Genomic DNA, 18,768 nt, shown 5'->3' with positions numbered 1-18,768 from the left:
GCTTCACGCGCTGCGATTTGCGCCTCAAAGGGTGTCGGCGAATAGTTCGCGACCGATCAGCATACGGCGGATTTCCGAAGTACCGGCGCCGATCTCGTAGAGCTTTGCGTCGCGCCACAGCCTGCCGGCCGGATACTCGTTGATGTAGCCATTACCGCCGAGCGTCTGGATCGTTTCGCCGGCCATCCAGGTTGCTTTTTCGGCAGCGTAGAGGATGGCACCGGCGGCGTCCTTGCGCGTCGTTTCGCCACGATCGCAGGCCTGGCCCACGGCATAGACGTAGGCCCGACAGACGTTGAAAGTGGTGTACATGTCGGCGACCTTGCCCTGCATCAACTGGAACTCGCCAATCGCCTGACCGAACTGCCGGCGGTCGTGCAGGTAGGGCAACACCAGATCCATGGCCGCGGCCATGATCCCCAGCGGGCCACCGGCGAGCACCGCGCGCTCGTAGTCGAGGCCACTCATCAGCACGCGCACGCCGCCGTTGACCTGGCCAAGCACATTTTCCAGCGGTACTTCGCAGTCGTCGAAGAACAGCGGGTAGGTGTTCGAGCCACGCATGCCGAGTTTGTCGAGCTTCGATCCGCAAGAGAAACCCTTCATCCCCTTTTCGACGATCAGCGCGCTGATCCCTCTTGGCCCGGCGTTGATGTCGGTCTTGGCGTAAACCACCAGCGTGTCGGCATCACCGCCGTTGGTGATCCACATCTTGCCGCCGTTGAGAACGAAGTGATCGCCCCTGGCTTCGGCGCGCAGTTTCATGCTCACCACATCGGAGCCGGCGTTGGCTTCGGACATCGCCAGCGCGCCGACATGCTCGCCGGAAATCAGCTTCGGCAAGTAGCGGGCTTTCTGCGCTGCGTTGCCGTTGCGACCGATCTGATTGACGCAGAGGTTGGAGTGCGCCCCGTAGGACAGGGCGACACTCGCCGACGCCCGCGAAATTTCTTCCATGGCGATGATGTGCGCCAGATAGCCGAGCCCGGTTCCGCCGTACTCCTCATCGGCGGTCATCCCGAGCAGGCCCATGTCGCCGAGCTTGCGCCACAGGTCGGCGGGGAACAGATTGTCACGATCGATGGCCTCGGCACGCGGCGCGATTTCGTCGGCAGCAAAGCTGCGAATGCTTTCCCGCAGCATGTCGATCGTTTCGCCGTGGGCAAAATTGAGGCTCGGATATTCCATGTCTCTCGCTCCTTGGGTGGGCTTGGGGGTGGCTTAGCGCGGGTGCTTGCCGTGCACCGTCATGATCGTTTGCTGCATCAAGGCACACAGGGTCTTGCGACCGTGCAGAACAGCGAACACTTCGGCGCGAGTGACGATCAGCGTCCGCCCGTAGCGGACCACCGATCCCTCGGCAATCAGCAGGTCCCCTTCGGCCGGCGCCAGCAGGTTGAGCTTGTACTCGACGGTCAGCACGCTCGTTTCCGACGTGGTCAGCGTACTGGCGGCGTAACCGGCCGCCGAATCGGCGATCATGCCGACCACACCGCCGTGGATGTAGCCATGCTGCTGCGTGATTTCCGCTTTGTGCGGCAGGTGGATCTCGGTGTAAGCGGCCTCGATCACCGGCATGCTGGCGCCGATCAGCGCCATCGCCTGCTGGCGATTGAAGCTGGCGCGAACACGTTCGGCGAAATCGGGATCCTGAGCTTTGTGCATGGCCGCCATTTAACGTTACGTTGTCCCGATCAGATAGGATATCTCGACCAGACTGAAACCGAGACGCTTGCCGCGCAGGGCAAGCTTCAGACGCGTGCGGTCACGGCGCGTGAAGACACGTGTCCGCCCCGCGCGCTTTGGCGACAGCAGGCCCTGATCTTCGTAGCAACGGATCGTTCGCGGCGTGATGTGAAACTCTCGCGCCAGATCGGAAATGCTGAAGGTCGTCGCTTGCTGGTCCACCGCAGGGCTGTCCAGAGTCTGATCACGTGTAGAATGCTTCGCTGCAGAGGCCATCAGGGGCCAGCCTCCTGAACGGCCAAGTTTATAGATTTCGGACGTTTTTACAATCCACGGCCAAATGCTCCCCGACTACCCTTTTGCCACGCCGCCGGCTGCCGGAGAAACCTTTTCCGTCGCTCCCGGAATCCACTGGTTGCGGATGCCGCTGCCCTTCGCACTGAATCACATCAATCTCTGGCTGCTCGAGGACGACGACGGCTGGACGATTGTCGATACCGGTTTCGCTCTCGATGCGGTAAAAGCGTGCTGGCAGACGATCCTTTCCCGGCTGAACACCAGCGAGCGTGGCGGGCGTATCGTGCGCATCATCGTCACCCACTTTCACCCCGATCACCTCGGCCTTGCGGCCTGGCTGCAGGAGCAGACGGGCGCGCCGGTGTGCATGACCCTGGGCGAGTATCTGACCGCGCACGCCGTCTGGCACGAAATCGGTGGCCACGGCAATCAGCCGATGCTGCGCCAGTTTCGCGCCCACGGACTTGACGCCGACCGCTGTGCGGCGCTGGAACGCCGCAGTGGCAACTACAACCGCGGCGTGCCGAGCCTGCCGACCAGTTACCAGCGCCTGTTTGGCGGCGATGAACTGCGCATCGGCAAGCACCGCTGGCAGGTCCGCCTCGGCTTCGGCCACTCACCGGAACACGCAGCCCTCTATTGTCGTGAGTTGGGAGTGTTGATTTCCGGCGACATGCTGTTGCCCAAGATCTCGACCAATATCAGCGTCTTCGCAGTCACCCCGCGGGCCGATTCGCTAGACGATTTCCTGAGCTCGATCGACCGCTACCGCGAACTGCCTCCCGAAACGCTGGTGCTGCCGTCGCACGGATTACCGTTCCATGGTATCGAGAACCGGGTCAATGCCCTGCATGCGCATCATGAAGAGCGGCTGCAGCTTCTCGAAGATCAGTGCACCAGCCCGCGCAGCGCGGCTGATTTGCTGATGACCCTGTTCTCGCGCGATCTCGACACCCATCAGACGATGTTCGCCATGGGTGAGGCGATCGCCCATCTCAACCGACTCGAGCACGCCGGCCGACTGCTGCGCAGCGAGGACGACGACGGCCTGATCCGCTTCGTCAGAGCGCAGGATGCCGCCAGGCCACCGGGAAAACCCGCAGGACACTGACCATGAAATTGCCGCCAGCGAGTGCCCAAGACCGATCTCTGCCTGCACCCGCCGAGGTCGCCGACAGCTATCTCGAAGTCGCCCAGCGCGCGTCGCTGCTGCTGCGTCGGCACATGAAGAAAACCGCCAGGAAAGGCATCTGGTTCCCCAGCGAGGAATTCGCGCTCGCCAAGGCCTACATGGATCTCTCGGCACGCCTGCTGGCCAGCCCCTACCGCCTGGCGCAAACACAGATGGCGATGATGCGTGACCATATGCATCTGTGGCAGCAAACCACGCTGCGCAGAATGGGCCTGCCTTTCCACAGCGTGGCCAGCCCGGACGCGGACGACCTACGCTTCGACGACCAAGCCTGGGAAGACAATTTCCTCTTCGACTTCATCAAGCAATCGTACCTGATCACGGCTCGCCACCTGCACCAGACGGTGGCCAGCGCCGAGAGGCTCGACGACACGACTCAGCACCGAGTAAACACCCTCACCCGGCAATACGTCGACGCGCTATCACCAAGCAACTTTGCGCTCACCAACCCCGAAGTGCTGCGCGAAACGGTGAACAGCAAGGGCAAGAACCTGCTCAAGGGCTTTAAACACCTACTCAAGGATCTGGCCGCAGGCGACCAGCAAGGGCTGCCACGAGCGGACGACAGTGGTCGCTTGCGCCTCGGCGCAGACCTGGCCAGCACCCCGGGCAAGGTGATCTACCAGAACGAACTGTTACAGTTGATTCAGTACCAGGCGGCCGGCAGCCACCAGCACCGGAAGCCCTTGCTAATCGTGCCGCCGTGGATCAACAAGTACTACGTCTTCGACCTTGGCGAAAGCAACTCCTTCGTCCGCTGGGCAAGCGAACAAGGCTTCACGACCTTCATCATCAGCTGGGTCGACCCCGACCAGCGACTGGCGCAGAAAGACTTTGCCGACTATCTCGTCGATGGCGTGCTGGCAGCGATCGACGCCGTTGAACAGGCGACCGGCGAGAAACAGATCGACCTCGTCGCCTACTGCCTCGGCGGCACGCTGCTGATGGCCACCCTCGCGTGGATGGCCGCCCAGCGCGACACGCGCGCGGCTTCGGCGACTTTCCTGGGGACACTGATCGACTTTTCCGAACCCGGCGAACTTGCGACCCTGGCCGAGACGGAGGCTCCCGCGGAGAAAAAACCCGCGCCCGCGCGCGCGCACCACGGCGCAGCGCTGGCCAGCACTTACCAGATGTTGCACGCCAACGACCTGATCTGGTCCTTCGTAGTCAATACCTACCTGCTCGGCAAGGATCGCTTCCCGCTCGAACAGCTGCACTGGAACAGCGACTCGACGCGCATGCCGACGGCACTGCACCAGTTCTATGTAGAGAACTTCTACCAGGCCAATAAACTGTGCCAGCCGGGCGGCGTTGCTCTGGCCGGTGTCGACATCGACGTCTCCCGGGTGAAACTGCCGTGCTATTTCCTGGCCACCATCGAAGACCACATTGCCCCTTGGAAGAGCGCCTACCGCGGCGCGCAGTTGCCGGGTGGTGCGAAAAGGTTCGTGCTCGGCGGCTCCGGCCACCTGGCCGGAACGATCAGTCCACCCGCCGCCAAGCGACACGGCTACTGGACCAACGACACGACTCCCCTGCCCGCAAAGGCAGACGATTTCCTGCGCAGCGCCACACGGCACCACGGTTCATGGTGGACCGACTGGCAACAGTGGCTGCTCGCGCAAGCCGACGCCAATACCCTGGTCGTCGCCCGCCAGCCGGGTGAGCGGGCCCTGAAAGTAATCGAGGATGCTCCCGGCAGCTACGCCGCCGGTCGCGGCGACCCGCCAGCGGCGGGCTAGGCAGCCTGCCGCTGCTTGATAAAATGACTGCCTGATGAGCTCGACCCTACTCCCCGACTACAGCGGCGGCAGCATCGTCAATCTGATGCAGAGCATCGCCACTGCCTGCGGCAGTACGCGCTGCGACTACCCGCCACTGGCCTTGCTGTCGGCGGCGCAACTGGCCCGCGCACGGCATATCGTGCTGATGGTCGTCGACGGACTCGGCCAGCGGACCTTGAGCCGGTACGTCGCCAAGCTGCATCTGCAAGACCACCAGCTGGGCAGCATGACCTCGGTTTTCCCGTCGACGACCGCCAGCGCCATCACCACCTTCATGACTGGCCTGGCTCCGGCGCAGCACGGGCTGACCGGCTGGCACATGCATCTCGACGAGATCGACCAGACGCTGGCCATCCTGCCGCTGACTCCCCGCACCGGGCCGCTGCTTGCCCCGCCCGAGCAGCTAGCGCCACGACTTTTCGAACATCAGTCGCTGTTTCAGACGCTGAACCGAGAATCCTGGGTGATCGCGCCACAAAGTATTGCCAGCAGCGCCTTCAACACCTGGCACGCGCGCGGTGCGCAGAGCATCGCCTATCGCTCCTTGCCCGAAATCTTCGCCAGCATCAGCGAGCTGACCAAGGAAAAGCTCAAGCCGCGCTACATTTATGCCTATTATCCCGATCTCGATTCCCACTCGCACCGTTACGGAACCGACAGCCGCCAGGCACAACAGACGCTGGCTGCGTTTGATGCCCATTTCGGCGAGCTGCGGCGGCGGCTGCGCGGCAGCAATACCTGGCTGCTGGTCACCGCCGACCATGGTTTCATCGATTCGCCGGGTCGCCGAGTGATCGACCTCGGCGACCATCCGCAACTCGCCACGCTCCTGCAACGGCCGCTTTGCGGCGAGCGCCGCGTCGCCTATTGTTACGTTGCCGAAGCCAAGCGGCCGGCTTTTGAAACCTACGTCCGCCGCCATCTCGGCCGCGCCTGCCACCTCTACACCAGCGAGCAGTTGATCGCCGCCGGCTGGTTCGGGCCGCCACCCTACCATGCCGCTCTGGCGTCGCGAGTTGGCGACTACACCTTGCTGATGAAGGACAACTGGACGATCAAGGACTGGCTGCCTGGCGAAAAGCGCTACACCATGCTCGGCGTGCACGGCGGCACCAGCAGCAGCGAGATGCGCGTCCCATTGATCGCCGTACGCGTCTAGCAGCAGCGAGAAGTGGCGGCCGCCAACTACCATATTCATTCCATCAGGGGGATCCAGAAAATGGCCCACGAGAATAGCAAGAGCGCGCACACCGATCGTCTGATCGCCGACGCGGTGCGCAATCGTCAGAGCCGCGAGGAGGGTTATCGCGAACGGGCGCTTAAAATTTATCCCTGGATCTGCGGGCGCTGCAGTCGTGAGTTCAGCCACCAAAACCTGCGCGAACTGACGGTCCACCACCGCGACCACAACCACGACAACAACCCCGGCGACGGCAGCAACTGGGAGCTGCTATGCCTGTACTGTCACGACAACGAGCACTCACGACAACTCGACGCCGACGCCGCGCGCCAGGCCGGAATCGATCCATCGGGCGCGAAAACCAGGGCCGTGGCGACCGGCCAGCCCTTTGCCAACCTCAAGGACCTGCTGCAACGCAACTAGTCGGCAAAGTCCCTGGTGCGCGACTTTCCCAGCATTAAAGGCGACGGATCTTCTCGAGCAGGGCGGTGGTGGAAGTCTGGTGGATGAACGGCAAAGACAGGACACGCCCCCCGCAAGCGCTCACTTCGCGGTTGCCGACGATTTTTTCGACCGCCCAGTCGCCGCCCTTGACGAGCACCTCGGGTCGGCAATCGAGGATGCGCTGCAGCGGTGTATCCTCGTCAAACCAGGTCACCAGGGTCACCGAGTCCAGCGCCGCGATGACCGCCAGCCGATCCGCCAAAGCATTCACCGGCCGCTCATCACCCTTGCCGAGGCGCTTGACCGAGGCATCCGAATTGACCGCCACCAGCAGCGCCGCGCCGAGGGCACGTGCCTGAGCGAGAAGCGTCACGTGTCCGCGATGCACGATGTCGAAGCAGCCATTGGTGAATACTAACGGCCGCTGCACAACGGCGAGGCGCTCGGCCAGTTCATGTGGGGCAACGATCTTCCTTTCGAAGACAGGGAGTGCTGTGGCTGTGGCTGCTGCGGCAGCCGTCGGCAAGGTCGAGTCGCTCATTCTTTACTCCAGGAAACGGGTCGGGGCTGCCGGCTGGCGCGGTTGCGACCAAGACTGATTACTTGGCGATGCGCGCCAGTTTCTCATCCGCCAAGCCGACCAGCAAGGCCTGACCGCCGGGGAGCACGCGAAATTCGCCGTAGCGGGCAGCGCTCCAGCGCTTATGCCCCGCCCCGTGAGCTTTCACACGGAGAGTCGGTAAGCGACTCGCTATAATCGGCGCTCAATTAACCAGCGCCTGCTCGGCTGGCCGAACGCGCAGCACAAAACACGAAATCTGAAACATTGAATGTTGAATGTTGAATGCGGCAGCAGTCGCGCTACAGGAGAGACTATGAACATCAAAGACGAGGTGGTCGCGGTTCTTGACGAGGTTTTGAGCCTCAAGGGCCGCGCCAGCACCTTCTCGCCGGAAACGCCACTGCTCGGCGCCATCCCGGAACTCGATTCGATGGCTGTGGTGGCACTGATCACAAGTCTGGAAGAACGTTTTGGCTTTGTCGTGGACGACGACGAAATCGACGGCACGGTCTTTGCGTCGCTCGGCGCGCTGCTGGACTTCGTGCACGGCAAGCTGGGCGTCTGAGAACACCGACCGTGCGCCACGAAGCCTTCTTCCTGCCCAGCACCGTCGGCCAGCGCTTGGTGCTGCTCTACTCGCCAGAGCCGGCGGAAAAACTACGTGGCGCGGTAGTCTACGTGCATCCCTTCGGCGAGGAACTCAACAAGTCACGACGCATGGCGGCCCTGCAGGCCAGGGCGATGGCCAGTGCCGGCTACATGGTCCTGCAGATCGACCTGCTTGGTTGCGGCGACAGTTCCGGTGATTTCGGTGACGCCACCTGGGAGGCATGGCTGGCGGACGTTAAACTCGCCAGCGCCTGGATGCAGGAGCGAACGACAGCGGCGCTGTGGTTATGGGGCCTGCGCAGCGGCTGCCTGCTGGTCAACGAAGCGGCACACCGCATGCAAGGGCCGGTCAATCTGCTGTTCTGGCAGCCAGTTGTCTCGGGCAAGCAATTTCTACAGCAGTTCCTGCGCCTGAAAGTGGCCTCCGAAATGCTCGCCAGCGATGGCAAAGGCGTCATGGAGCGCCTGCGTGGCCAGCTCCGGCAGGGAGAAGCCATCGAGATCGCAGGCTATCTGCTCGCCCCTGCGCTGGCGCAGGGTCTCGAACAGGCGGACCTGCTGCTGCCGCACCGCTCGGGCCGCGTCGAGTGGATCGAGATCTCCGGACGAGCCGATGCCAGCCTGTCATTAGCCGCCACGGCACGGCTCACGCAGTGGCAAGCAGCCGGGCAGGAAGCGCGCGGTACGGCAGTGAGTGGTCCCGCCTTCTGGCAGACGACCGAGATCAGTGAATGTCCGGCGCTGCTCGAAGCCAGCCTGCGCGCGCTCTCCGAAGAGGTTCCGGCATGAACATCGTCGAACAAGCCCTGCTCTTCCCTTGTGCCGGCGAAGACCTGTCGGCGATCATTGCCTGGCCACAGGCAGTCCAGTCCGCCGGCGCTCAGGCTGCTGCTGTCAGCTGCGGCGTGCTGATCGTCGTCGGCGGTCCTCAGTACCGGGTCGGAAGTCACCGCCAGTTCCTGCTCCTCTCCAGGCGTCTCGCCAGCGCCGGTTATCCGACGATGCGCTTCGACCACCGCGGCATGGGTGACTCCGGCGGCAGCATGCGTAGCTTCGAAGACCTGTCGACGGACATCGCAGCGGCCATCGAAGCCTTCCAGCGCAACTGCCCAACAGTGCAGCGCATCGTTCTCTGGGGGCTTTGTGACGCAGCCTCGGCCGCCCTGCTCTACGTCGAATCCAGCCATGACCGGCGGATAACCGGCCTGGCCTTGCTCAACCCCTGGGTACGCTCGGAAGTCAGCCTGGCGCAGACGCACATCAAACACTACTACGGCCAGCGCCTGCTGCAAGGCGAGTTCTGGCGAAAACTGCTCAGCGGCCGAATGGAAGTCATGAAGGCGGTAGCTTCCCTGCTCGATAGCGCCCGCCTGGCGCGGCGTTCACGCACGCCCGGCGAGGCTTCGGAAAAGCGCGGCTTCCAGGATCGCATGGCGGCTGGCTGGCGGGAGTTTCCCGGCGAGCTGCTGCTGATCCTCAGCGGGCAGGACTACACCGCCAAGGAGTTTATCGAGTTTTCTGCCGCCGACCCGGCCTGGTCAGGCCTCGCTGACGCGGCCAAGGTACGCCGCGTCGATATTGCCGATGCCGATCACACTTTCTCCTCGCGGGCGCAACGCGCACTGGTCGAGGATGCGACGCTGGCCTGGCTTGACAAGCGCCTGAAGGGCGTTGTTGAAGCAGGCCCGCAAACAGCGAGGGATTTTTCGGATGCGCACGCAGATGAGTAGCTCCTATGGCAGCCGACGCCTCAGTCGTGGCAAAGCGCACGCCGGCTCGGCACGCTGGTTCCGGCGCTATCGATGGCTGGTCATTGGCGGCTGGCTGGCCCTTCTGACGGTCGTCGTGTGGACGCTTTTCATACCCGCGGCACCGGGACCAGTAGCGACTGGTGCGGCTGGCCAGGCAGCGGCAGCGGCAAGCGCGAACGCCAAAGCCGGCAACCTGCCGGCGGTGGTGTTACCGGCCGACGACGCGGTGCACGACAAGCTCACCGAGTGGTGGTATTACAGTGGCCATCTGCAGACCAATTCTGGCGAAAAGTATTCCTTCCATCTGGCCAGCTTCCTGCGCCGCGGCACGCTGACCCATACCGTATTCCACGGCTCACTACTCGACCATCAGACCGAGAAGCGCTACACCGAACAGGCACGGACAGCGGGCAACCCTTCGGATGGGCGCCTGGACGGCTTCAACTTGCGCTTCGGCGACTGGCAGCTGCAAGGAAACAGCGAAAAACACCAGGCGAAAATGGCCGGCAAGGATTTTTCGCTCGATCTGCAATTCGTCGACAAGAACCCGCCAGTCCTGCACCGGGCTCCGGGAACACCGATCGCCGGCCTGCTCGACTTCGCAGCCGCCGGAAAAAGCTATTACACCTCGCGCCCACGCATGAGCGTACAAGGCACGCTGACCCTCGACGGCGTGCAGAAAGCAGTGCTCGGCGAGGTCTGGTTCGACCACCAATGGGGCGACTTCGAAGCGGCTAAGCTGCGCTGGAACTGGTTTGCGCTGCAGTTGACCGACGGCGCCGACATCATGATCTTCGAACTCTTCGACCGCCAGGGAAAACCAGTCCAGCGCATGGGAACCTACGCCAGGAACGGCACGCTCAGCGCGCTCGGCGATGACGACATTGCGCTCAGCTCCAGCGGCAGGTGGAAGAGCCCGGGGTCGGGAGTGAGCTATCCGCTGGACTGGACCCTCTCGATTCCGTCGAAAGGCTTGCAGCTACAGGTGGATCCGGTCATCCGCGCGAGCGAGTTTGATGCCCGCACGACGACCCTGAACGTCTACTGGGAAGGGGCCATCAAGGTGAGCGGCTCGCACAGCGGCGTCGGCTTCATGGAACTGAGCGGCTACGAAGCGACGAAAGAGGCGCAGCAGGAGCAGCCAGCGGCGAAGCGCAAGAAGTAAGGCGATTTCTGTCAAAGAACATACCATCTTGCTTGTCTTTTCGCCCGTCTTCTGTGTTGCGACAACAGTTACATAGTTCGACTATGCGCCTGTTGTCGCGCCTTGAAGCCGACCGAAAATCCGGCGCAATCTGGTACGTTCTTTTCCGGCAATCGCCTAAGACGATCAACAGAAATGATCCGATCGTCAGCCTCAGGCCTTGCCTTCGAGCCGGCGCACCAACTCCGCTTTATTGTTGACCCCCAGTTTGCGAAAGCAGTGTGCAATATGATTGCGCACCGTTGCTGGCGAAAGCAATAGGCTGCCGGCAATTGCCGAATAGGTCTCCCCCGTCGCATAGCGCGTGGCAATCTCGCCTTCCCGCGGCGAAAGTTGCGCCAACACGCCATCCAGGCGCGGGCTGAGGTAGCGCAGCTCACCGCAAGATGTGACATCCACACGCAGCTCCGACGAAAGATACGCCTGCCCCGCGCGCACGCAGGAGAGCAGTGCCTCCGGCAGGGCACTCCCCTGCCAGTGTGGCCAACGCATGCTGACCAGGGCTATGAACGCCGGCGAAGCCTCGTGCACTATGCCGCGCGCGTCAACCACGGCCCACTCCCGGTTGATCCCGTTGGGGGTTTTCAGGAAATGACGCAAGCGTACGGCACGATGCATTTCCACGAGATGGGGCATCAGCAATTCCTTGATCTGCCGCTCGGGCTCGGAAAAAGGGCGCTTGTGGTCGTGACGCCAGACCGTGAGGAACTCGTGTAGCGACGAGGAGGGTTCGATCAGCAGCGTCCCCAGCGACCATTCCACCTTGAAGCGCCGACCCAATCGGCGATACAGGGCGGTGCGCACGTAGCGTGCACGCGTCGTGAGGTCGCTCATGTTGACCGCAACACCGGGCGAAGCGAGCAGGGCCGCACAAAAGAAATCCTGTTCCAGCCAGGGCGCGTATTCGCGCAGGATGCTTTCGTCGCAGTTGTGGAGAAACACGTTGTGCAGCGCTGGCGGGTCCGCCGCGACGTTACCCCACCAAGCCGAATCGAACGTCAGCAGCGACTGGAGCTGTTCCAGGGCCCAAGCCTGATAACTGCCGAGCGGCACTTCGCGACCCTCGCGATACAGGCGCAGGATCAAGCGGTTCAATGCGTAGGCGTCGGCTATCAACATCCTGCGCATTCTGCGCATTCTGCAAAAAAAAAAAGTAGCGCCGCAACAAGGCCTTCCGGCAATAGTGCAAGTGCATCATTGTGGTGTTTTACAGTCTCCCGCGGCGAGACGACGCGAGTCGCCACAAAGCATCTCGTACCGGCTCATGGCTTTTCACACAAGCCATTGATAGAAAACGTAAATGCATCGCAAGGCGAGAAGCGACTGCTGTCGGGCATAAGACTTGCTTTTCTGTACAGCATTGAATCGTTCTATCTTGTTGGCCCCCCCCACGTCGGCGTCCAGCATCCCACCAAAGGAGACCGTCATGCGCACTTGTTACCCCATGCACCGGAAGCTGATTCACGTCGCGGTTCTCGGCGCACTGGCGGCAACGGCCACCCCCGCCTCCGCCCTCGACTTCGTCTGGAATGGCGGCACCGCCAACTGGAGCCCAGGAACGTGGAGTCAGGCGGGCCTGCCCGGCGCCGCGGACAACGTCTTCATCGACAACGGCAATTTGACCAACTCGGTGGTGAGCCTCAACGTCGGCGCCACCATCAATGATCTCAACATAAGCAGTGGCGACAGCCTGGGGGTGAACAACAACCAGTCTTTGACCACCCTCGGCAATGTCAGCAACAACGGCAATCTGGGCCTGAATTCCGTTGGTAACACGACGGACTTGCGCATCGGCAGCACGACGACTTTTTCGGGTACCGGCACCCTGACCCTGAGCAACCACGCCCAGAACCGGATTATCGGCAACTCCGGCTCGACCACCGAAGTGCTCACCAATGCGTCGGGCCACACCATCCAGGGCGCCGGGCAGTTAGGCGTCAACCAGATGGGCCTCAGCAACCAGGGCTTGGTCGTCGCCAACCAGTCGAATGCACTGACCATCGACCTGTCCGATGGTGCGGGTATCACCCGCACCAACACCGGCACGCTGCGTGCCGCGGGCGGCCAGCTCACGATCACCGGCAGCAACCTCAACAACGCAGGCGGAGTGATCGACGCAGTCGGAACCAACGTCGTCATTAACGCCTCGACCATCACCAACGGTACCCTGCAAAGCAGCGGCGGTGGCAAAATCCTCGTGCAGGGCTCAAGCAACCTGAGCAACGTCAGCAATTCCGGGCAGACAGAAATCGCCAACGCCCAGGCCGGCGTATTGACCGGCACCTTCACCAACACCGGCAACCTGCAAATGGCTTCGGCCGGCAACCAGACGGATCTCCGACTCAACGGTGATGTCACGCTGGCCGGCGCCGGCACGCTGACCATGAGCAACAACGCCCAGAACCGGATTATCGGCAACTCCGGGGCGACCACCGAAGTCCTCACCAACGCTTCGGGCCATACCATCCAGGGCGCGGGACAGCTGGGCGCCAACCAACTCGGCCTCAACAACCAGGGCTTGATCCTGGCCAACGGCTTGGCCGGACTGGTCATCGATGTCAGCCCCACCGGGATGACCAACAGCGGCACCCTGCGAGCGGGCACGGGTGTGCTCACCATTCAGAACTCCACCGTCACCAACACCCCGAGTGGCGTCCTCGACGCCGCAGGCAACGACATCATCGTCTCTGGATCGACCATCAACGGCACCGTGCAAGGCTCTGGCGGCAACAAGATCTTTTTCCAGAATTCCAGCAACCTGGTCGACGTCACCAACAGTACGCAACTGGAAATTGCCAATGCCCAGACCGGCCTATTGACCGGCACCTTCACCAACTCCGGCAACCTGCAGCTGGCTTCCGTCGGTAATCAGACGAATCTCCGACTCAACGGTGACGTCACCCTGACGGGTCCCGGCACCCTGACGATGAGCAACAATGCCCAGAATCAGGTTTTCGGCCACTCCGGCTCGACCACCGAAGTCCTCACCAACGCTTTGGGCCACACCATCCAGGGCGCGGGACAGCTGGGCGCCAACCAGATGGGCCTCGACAACCAGGGATTGATCCTGGCCACCGGGTCGGCCGGTCTGGTCATCGATGTCAGCCCCGCCGGGATGACCAACAGCGGCACCCTGCGGGCGGGCACGGGTGTGCTCACCATTCAGAACTCCACCGTCACCAGCACCCCGAGTGGCGTCCTCGACGCCGTAGGCAACGACATCATCGTCACCGGCTCGACCATCAATGGCACCGTGCAAGGCTCTGGCGGGAACAAGATTTTTCTCGAGAATTCCAGCAACCTGCTCGACGTCACCAACAGCACGCTACTGGAAATTGCCAATGCCCAGACCGGCCTATTGACCGGCACCTTCACCAACTCCGGCAACCTGCAGCTGGCTTCCGTCGGTAATCAGACGAATCTCCGACTCAACGGTGATGTCACCCTGACGGGTCCGGGTACGCTGACGATGAGCAACAATATCCAGAACCGGATTGTCGGCCATTCCGGAGCGACCACCGAAGTCCTCACCAACGCTTTGGGCCACACCATCCAGGGCGCGGGACAGCTGGGCGCCAACCAGATGGGCCTCGACAACCAGGGATTGATCCTGGCCACCGGGTCGGCCGGTCTGGTCATCGATGTCAGCCCCGCCGGGATGACCAACAGCGGCACCCTGCGGGCGGGCACGGGTGTGCTCACCATTCAGAACTCCACCGTCACCAGCACCCCGAGTGGCGTCCTCGACGCCGTAGGCAACGACATCATCGTCACCGGCTCGACCATCAATGGCACCGTGCAAGGCTCTGGCGGGAACAAGATTTTTCTCCAGAATTCCAGCAACCTGCTCGACGTCACCAACAGCACGCTACTGGAAATTGCCAATGCCCAGACCGCCGTGTTGACCGGCACTTTCACCAACTCCGGCAACCTGCAAATGGCGTCGGTCGGCAATCAGACGGATCTCAGGCTCAACGGTGATGTCACCCTGACGGGTCCGGGTACGCTGACGATGAGCAACAATATCCAGAACCGGATTGTCGGCCATTCCGGAGCGACCACCGAAGTCCTTACCAACGCTTCGGGCCACACCATCCAGGGATCCGGGCAGGTGGGTGCCAACCAGATGGGCCTCGACAACCAGGGGTTGATCGTCGCCAACCAGGCGGCTGCGCTGACCATCGACCTGTCGGATGGTGCGGGAATCACCCGCACCAATACCGGCATCCTGCGTGCGGCGGGCGGCCAGCTCACCATCCAGGGCTCCAACCTGACCAACACCGGCGGGGTAATTGACGCCGCCGGAAGCAGCGTCCTCATCACTGGCAGCTCGACGATCACCGGCGGCACCCTGCAGAGCAGTGGCGGTGGCAAGGTTTTCGTGCAGGGGTCTGCCAATCTGGCCAATGTTAGGAACACCGGGCAAGCAGAGATCGTCAATGCCCAGGCCTCCCTGTTGACCGGTACCTTTACCAACGACGGCAACCTGCAGCTGTCTTCGGCCGGCAATCAGACTGATGTAAGGCTCAATGGCAATGTCACGCTGGCCGGCGCCGGCACGCTGACCATGAGCAACAACGGCCAGAACCGGATCCTCGGCAACTCCGGCGCAACCACCGAAGTCCTCACCAATGCCGCAAGCCACACCATCCAGGGATCCGGGCAGGTGGGTGCCGGCCAGACAGGCCTCATCAACCAGGGGCTGATCCTGGCCAACCAGTCGACAGCGCTGACCGTCGATACCAGTGTTGCCGGCGGAGGGCTGATCAACAACGGCACGATGCGGGCGCAGAACGGCACACTGACGATCAACGATGCGCTGACCGGCAGCGGTACCTTGCAGGTTGAACCGGCCAGCGTAATGAATCTGGCGAACGTGGCCAACGCTCAAGGGCGACTGGTCATGGGTGCCGCGGGCTCGACGCTCAACATCGGCAACCAGAACCTCACCATCAACAACGACTACACCAACGTCGCCGCCGCCGCCGGCAACGCCTTCAACCGTCGCGCCGGCATCAGCGGCACCGGCCAGATCCTCGCCGGCGGCGATGTCGTACAAGCCATCACCGGCACTACCGTCACCGACGGCACGACGGCCAACGCCACGCTGACCATCAACAACGTGCGTGTCGGTGACACCACCTTCAACTACCAGATCGCGAACACTGGCACCACCGGCCCGACATTGCGCGGTGCCGTCCAGACCAGCGTCAATGGCGCCAATCTGAGCGACGCACGTCTCAGTGGCGCCGGCGTCACGGCCGGCAACTACAACACCGGTGCCCCGGGCAGCAGCACCGCCGACCTCGGCGTGACCTTCAGCGCAGCCAGCGCCGGTGCTCTCGCGCCGCTCAGCGGCCAGGTCCTCAACCTGCGCAGCAATTTCGCGAACATCGCCGACCAGCAGCTGAACATCGTGCTGGCCAGCAGTGCTGCGGCTTACAGCGCCGGCTCACCGGTGCTGGTGGCCAACCAGCGCGTGGGGGGCAGCAACACGGCCACGGTAACGGTCAGCAACACCGCGGCGGCGGGTTCCTTCAGCGAAGACCTCAACGTCAGCATCGGCGGCGCGAGCGGCGCTGCCAGTGGTAGCGGCAGCATCGCCGGGCGTCTGGCGGCAACCAGCAACACCGGTACTGGCGCGATCACCGCCCGCGTCGACACCAGCAGCGCTGGCGCCAAGACCGGCAACCTCACGCTCGACTACCAGACCGCAGGCGCTGTAGCCGGCGTCAGCAACGGGCTGGGCACCGCCAGCGTCGGCAATCAGGTGGTCACCGTCTCCGGCGATGTCTATCGCCTGGCGCAGGGCGCGGCCACCCCGACCCCGATCGTCTTCGCCAACCGCCACGTCGACGATTCTGCGAGTCAACTGCTGACCGTTCAGAACACCGCCACCGCCGATGGCTTCTCCGAAAAGCTCAACGCCAGCATCAGCTCCAATGGAGCGCCGGTCACCGCCAGCGGCAACTTCAACCTGCTTGCCGCCCAGGACAGCAACACCACCGCTCTGCAGGTCGGCATCGACACCAGCAGCGCCGGCGCCAAGAGCGGCAGCGCGACGATCAGTTACGCCTCCGACGGCACCGGCACCAGCGGCCTGGTGGCAATTGCCGCCGGCAGCCAGACGATCAACGTCAGCGGCGACGTCTACCGCCTGGCGTCGGCCAACAACCTCGGCACGATTTCCTTCGGTAACGTGCACGTCGGCACGGTCGTGGAGCAGGCGCTGAGCATCAGCAACACCGCGGCCAGTGACGGTTTCTCCGAGAAGCTCACGGCCAGCTTCGGTGACACCTCCGACGCGCGCATCACCACCAGCGGTGGCGTCAGCCTGCTGGCGGCGGGTTCGACCGACAACAGCAGTATGATCGTCGGCCTCAACACCAGCGCCGCCGGGAACGTGAGCGGCACGCAGGTGATCAACTTTGCTTCCGACGGCACCGGCACCAGCGGTCTCGGCATCACCGCGCTGGCCTCGCAGACGATCGGCGTCAGCGGCGACATCACCACCAGCGGCAGCGTCTTCCGTCTGGCCAGTGCCAGCCCGGCGACTCCCAACCCGGTCAACTTCGGTGCGCTGCGCATCAACAGCACGGCCGAGCAAACCTTGAGCATCACCAACACGGCGACCGACGACGGCTTCTCCGAAAAGCTCAACGCCAGCATCAGCTCCAACGCTGCGCCAGTCACCGCCAGTGGCGCCTTCAATCTGCTCGCCGCCCAGGCGACCAACGGCAGCGCCCTGCGAGTCGGAATCGACACCAGCAGCGCCGGCGCCAAGAGCGGCAGCGCAACGATCGCTCTGGTCTCCGACGGTGACGGCACCAGCGGCCTGGGAACGACGAATCTCGCGCCGCAGACGGTCAACGTCAGCGGTGACGTCTATCGCCTGGCCAACCCGACCCTGAATACGACCGACGTCACTCTCGTGGCACGCCGCGGCGACGCGGCTCCGAGCGCAGCGATCAGCGTCACCAACAGCAGCCCGGACAGCTTCACCGAGGGGCTCAAGGCCGGTTTCGCCAGCGCCACGCCAGCTACCGGCTTTGGCGCCAGCGGCAAAGTGAACTTCGTATCGACCGGGGCCGGCACCACTGGTGCAGCGGACATTTCGGTGGGCAGCCAAGTGGTCAGCCTGGCCGGCAAGGTGTACGAGAAGGCCGTCGCGCAGGTAAATACGGCGCTGGTCAACTTCGGGATCGTCCACAAAGGCGACGTGGTCACGGCGAAGAACGTCTCGGTGACCAACAGCGCCCCGGTCGCGGCTCTCAACGATACGCTGCAGGGCAGCTTCATCAACATGCCTGTCGGTCCATTCGGCGGCAGCGGCAGCGTCAACGGCCTGGCCGCCGGACAGACCGACGCCAGCAGCCTGCTGGTGAGCCTCGACACGACCAGTGCCGGGGTTTTCACCCAGGGCGGTGACAGACTGCAGTTTGCCAGCCACAACGAGGACATGGCCGACCTTGGCCTCGGCAATAGCGCGCTCACCCTGCAGGCGCAGGTCAACAACTACGCCGACCCGAACTTCTCGAAGACCTCGGGGACGGGCTCGCTGAGCGGTGGCGGCTTTGACTTCCTGCTCGACTTCGGCACGCTCACCGAGGGCAGCGGCATGGTCAGCGCCCTGCTGCAACTGGCCAACGATGTCAGCGGTCCGGCCGACCTGCTTGATGGCGCCTACAGCTTCGCCCTCAACGAGTTCCTGAAGACCGGCTTCGATGCCTTCAGCGGTCTGGGAGCCGGTGACTCACAAAGCGGGCTGCGGATTTCGCTCGATACCCGGAGCATCGGCAGCTTCAGCGACACCATCGTGCTCGCCGCCGTCGGTCACAACGGCAGCGGTTACAGCGCCGACTTCAAGGACATCCGGCTCACCGTTCAGGCTCGGGTCGAGGCGGGCGGCAGCGAGGTTCCAGAGCCGGGTACGCTATTGCTGCTGACCATCGCCATGGCCATCATCGTTCTCCAGCGTCGCCGGGGAATGCTAGACTAGAGCATAGCCTTATACACAACTTTAGGTTTCGTCTGTAAGCTGTCGTTTTTCCTTGAG

Annotated in this window: 14 protein-coding genes and 1 pseudogene; 9 read left to right on the top strand and 6 right to left on the bottom strand. The window is 63.1% G+C overall.

The annotated features are described in order from the left end of the window. Window positions 1-24: 24 nt before the first annotated feature. From QZ648_RS22765 to QZ648_RS22755, 3 genes and pseudogenes are all read right to left on the bottom strand, one after another. Window positions 25-1,188: an isovaleryl-CoA dehydrogenase gene (locus QZ648_RS22765; protein ID WP_169066254.1), complete on the bottom strand. Its 1,164-nt coding sequence runs from the start codon at window positions 1,186-1,188 to the stop codon at window positions 25-27. Between the two features lie 33 nt (window positions 1,189-1,221). Beyond that, window positions 1,222-1,665 carry a PaaI family thioesterase gene (locus QZ648_RS22760; RefSeq protein ID WP_169066269.1) on the bottom strand — a complete coding sequence of 148 codons (444 nt, stop codon included), beginning with the start codon at window positions 1,663-1,665 and terminating at the stop codon, window positions 1,222-1,224. A gap of 27 nt (window positions 1,666-1,692) precedes the next feature. Next, window positions 1,693-1,962, bottom strand: a pseudogene (locus tag QZ648_RS22755) (MerR family transcriptional regulator); the annotation flags it as partial. A 64-nt stretch (window positions 1,963-2,026) separates the two neighbouring features. On the opposite strand from QZ648_RS22755, the gene QZ648_RS22750 reads away from it, so the two are divergent. Genes QZ648_RS22750 through QZ648_RS22735 form a run of 4 tightly spaced genes read left to right on the top strand, consistent with a single transcriptional unit; the run spans window position 2,027 to window position 6,565 of the window. Beyond that, window positions 2,027-3,094 carry an MBL fold metallo-hydrolase gene (locus QZ648_RS22750; protein WP_169066256.1) on the top strand — a complete coding sequence of 356 codons (1,068 nt, stop codon included), beginning with the start codon at window positions 2,027-2,029 and terminating at the stop codon, window positions 3,092-3,094. Between the two features lie 2 nt (window positions 3,095-3,096). Beyond that, complete coding sequence (locus QZ648_RS22745; RefSeq protein ID WP_291998395.1) at window positions 3,097-4,920, top strand: alpha/beta fold hydrolase; 1,824 nt, start codon at window positions 3,097-3,099, stop codon at window positions 4,918-4,920. A 34-nt stretch (window positions 4,921-4,954) separates the two neighbouring features. Then, window positions 4,955-6,121 carry an alkaline phosphatase family protein gene (locus QZ648_RS22740; protein WP_291998394.1) on the top strand — a complete coding sequence of 389 codons (1,167 nt, stop codon included), beginning with the start codon at window positions 4,955-4,957 and terminating at the stop codon, window positions 6,119-6,121. A gap of 60 nt (window positions 6,122-6,181) precedes the next feature. Then, window positions 6,182-6,565, top strand: a complete 384-nt coding sequence (locus QZ648_RS22735; protein ID WP_291998413.1) for a YajD family HNH nuclease — start codon at window positions 6,182-6,184, stop codon at window positions 6,563-6,565. A 34-nt stretch (window positions 6,566-6,599) separates the two neighbouring features. On the opposite strand, the gene QZ648_RS22730 is transcribed toward QZ648_RS22735, so the two are convergent. Together QZ648_RS22730 and QZ648_RS22725 are read right to left on the bottom strand one after the other, a co-directional pair. Beyond that, window positions 6,600-7,127 (bottom strand): adenylyltransferase/cytidyltransferase family protein, encoded by a 528-nt coding sequence (locus tag QZ648_RS22730; protein ID WP_169066258.1) that lies wholly within the window; start codon window positions 7,125-7,127, stop codon window positions 6,600-6,602. A 58-nt stretch (window positions 7,128-7,185) separates the two neighbouring features. Then, entirely contained in the window at window positions 7,186-7,314 is a 129-nt protein-coding gene (locus QZ648_RS22725) for a hypothetical protein (protein WP_272873657.1), read from the bottom strand. A gap of 147 nt (window positions 7,315-7,461) precedes the next feature. On the opposite strand from QZ648_RS22725, the gene QZ648_RS22720 reads away from it, so the two are divergent. The 4 genes from QZ648_RS22720 to QZ648_RS22705 are packed head-to-tail and all read left to right on the top strand — an operon-like array spanning window position 7,462 to window position 10,673. Beyond that, the gene (locus tag QZ648_RS22720) at window positions 7,462-7,713 is read left to right on the top strand and encodes a phosphopantetheine-binding protein (RefSeq protein WP_291998393.1); all 252 of its coding nucleotides are present in this window, start codon (window positions 7,462-7,464) and stop codon (window positions 7,711-7,713) included. Window positions 7,714-7,724: 11 nt separating this feature from the next. Continuing rightward, complete coding sequence (locus QZ648_RS22715; RefSeq protein WP_291998392.1) at window positions 7,725-8,546, top strand: hydrolase 2, exosortase A system-associated; 822 nt, start codon at window positions 7,725-7,727, stop codon at window positions 8,544-8,546. Further along, entirely contained in the window at window positions 8,543-9,487 is a 945-nt protein-coding gene (locus QZ648_RS22710; RefSeq protein WP_291998391.1) for a hydrolase 1, exosortase A system-associated, read from the top strand. Before QZ648_RS22715 ends, QZ648_RS22710 begins: the two co-directional genes overlap by 4 nt. Beyond that, complete coding sequence (locus tag QZ648_RS22705; protein WP_291998390.1) at window positions 9,480-10,673, top strand: lipocalin family protein; 1,194 nt, start codon at window positions 9,480-9,482, stop codon at window positions 10,671-10,673. Before QZ648_RS22710 ends, QZ648_RS22705 begins: the two co-directional genes overlap by 8 nt. Before the next feature lie 192 nt (window positions 10,674-10,865). Here QZ648_RS22705 and QZ648_RS22700 read toward each other — a convergent pair whose 3' ends face one another. After that, window positions 10,866-11,840 carry a LuxR C-terminal-related transcriptional regulator gene (locus tag QZ648_RS22700; protein WP_291998389.1) on the bottom strand — a complete coding sequence of 325 codons (975 nt, stop codon included), beginning with the start codon at window positions 11,838-11,840 and terminating at the stop codon, window positions 10,866-10,868. Between the two features lie 298 nt (window positions 11,841-12,138). Between QZ648_RS22700 and QZ648_RS22695 the strand changes: the two genes are divergently transcribed. Beyond that, window positions 12,139-18,711 (top strand): choice-of-anchor D domain-containing protein, encoded by a 6,573-nt coding sequence (locus tag QZ648_RS22695; protein WP_291998388.1) that lies wholly within the window; start codon window positions 12,139-12,141, stop codon window positions 18,709-18,711. Window positions 18,712-18,768 lie beyond the last annotated feature (57 nt).

Source organism: Candidatus Accumulibacter sp. ACC012, from assembly GCF_907163155.1.
Taxonomy (GTDB): Bacteria; Pseudomonadota; Gammaproteobacteria; order Burkholderiales; family Rhodocyclaceae; genus Accumulibacter; species Accumulibacter delftensis.
This window is presented reverse-complemented; position numbering and strand designations above follow the sequence as displayed.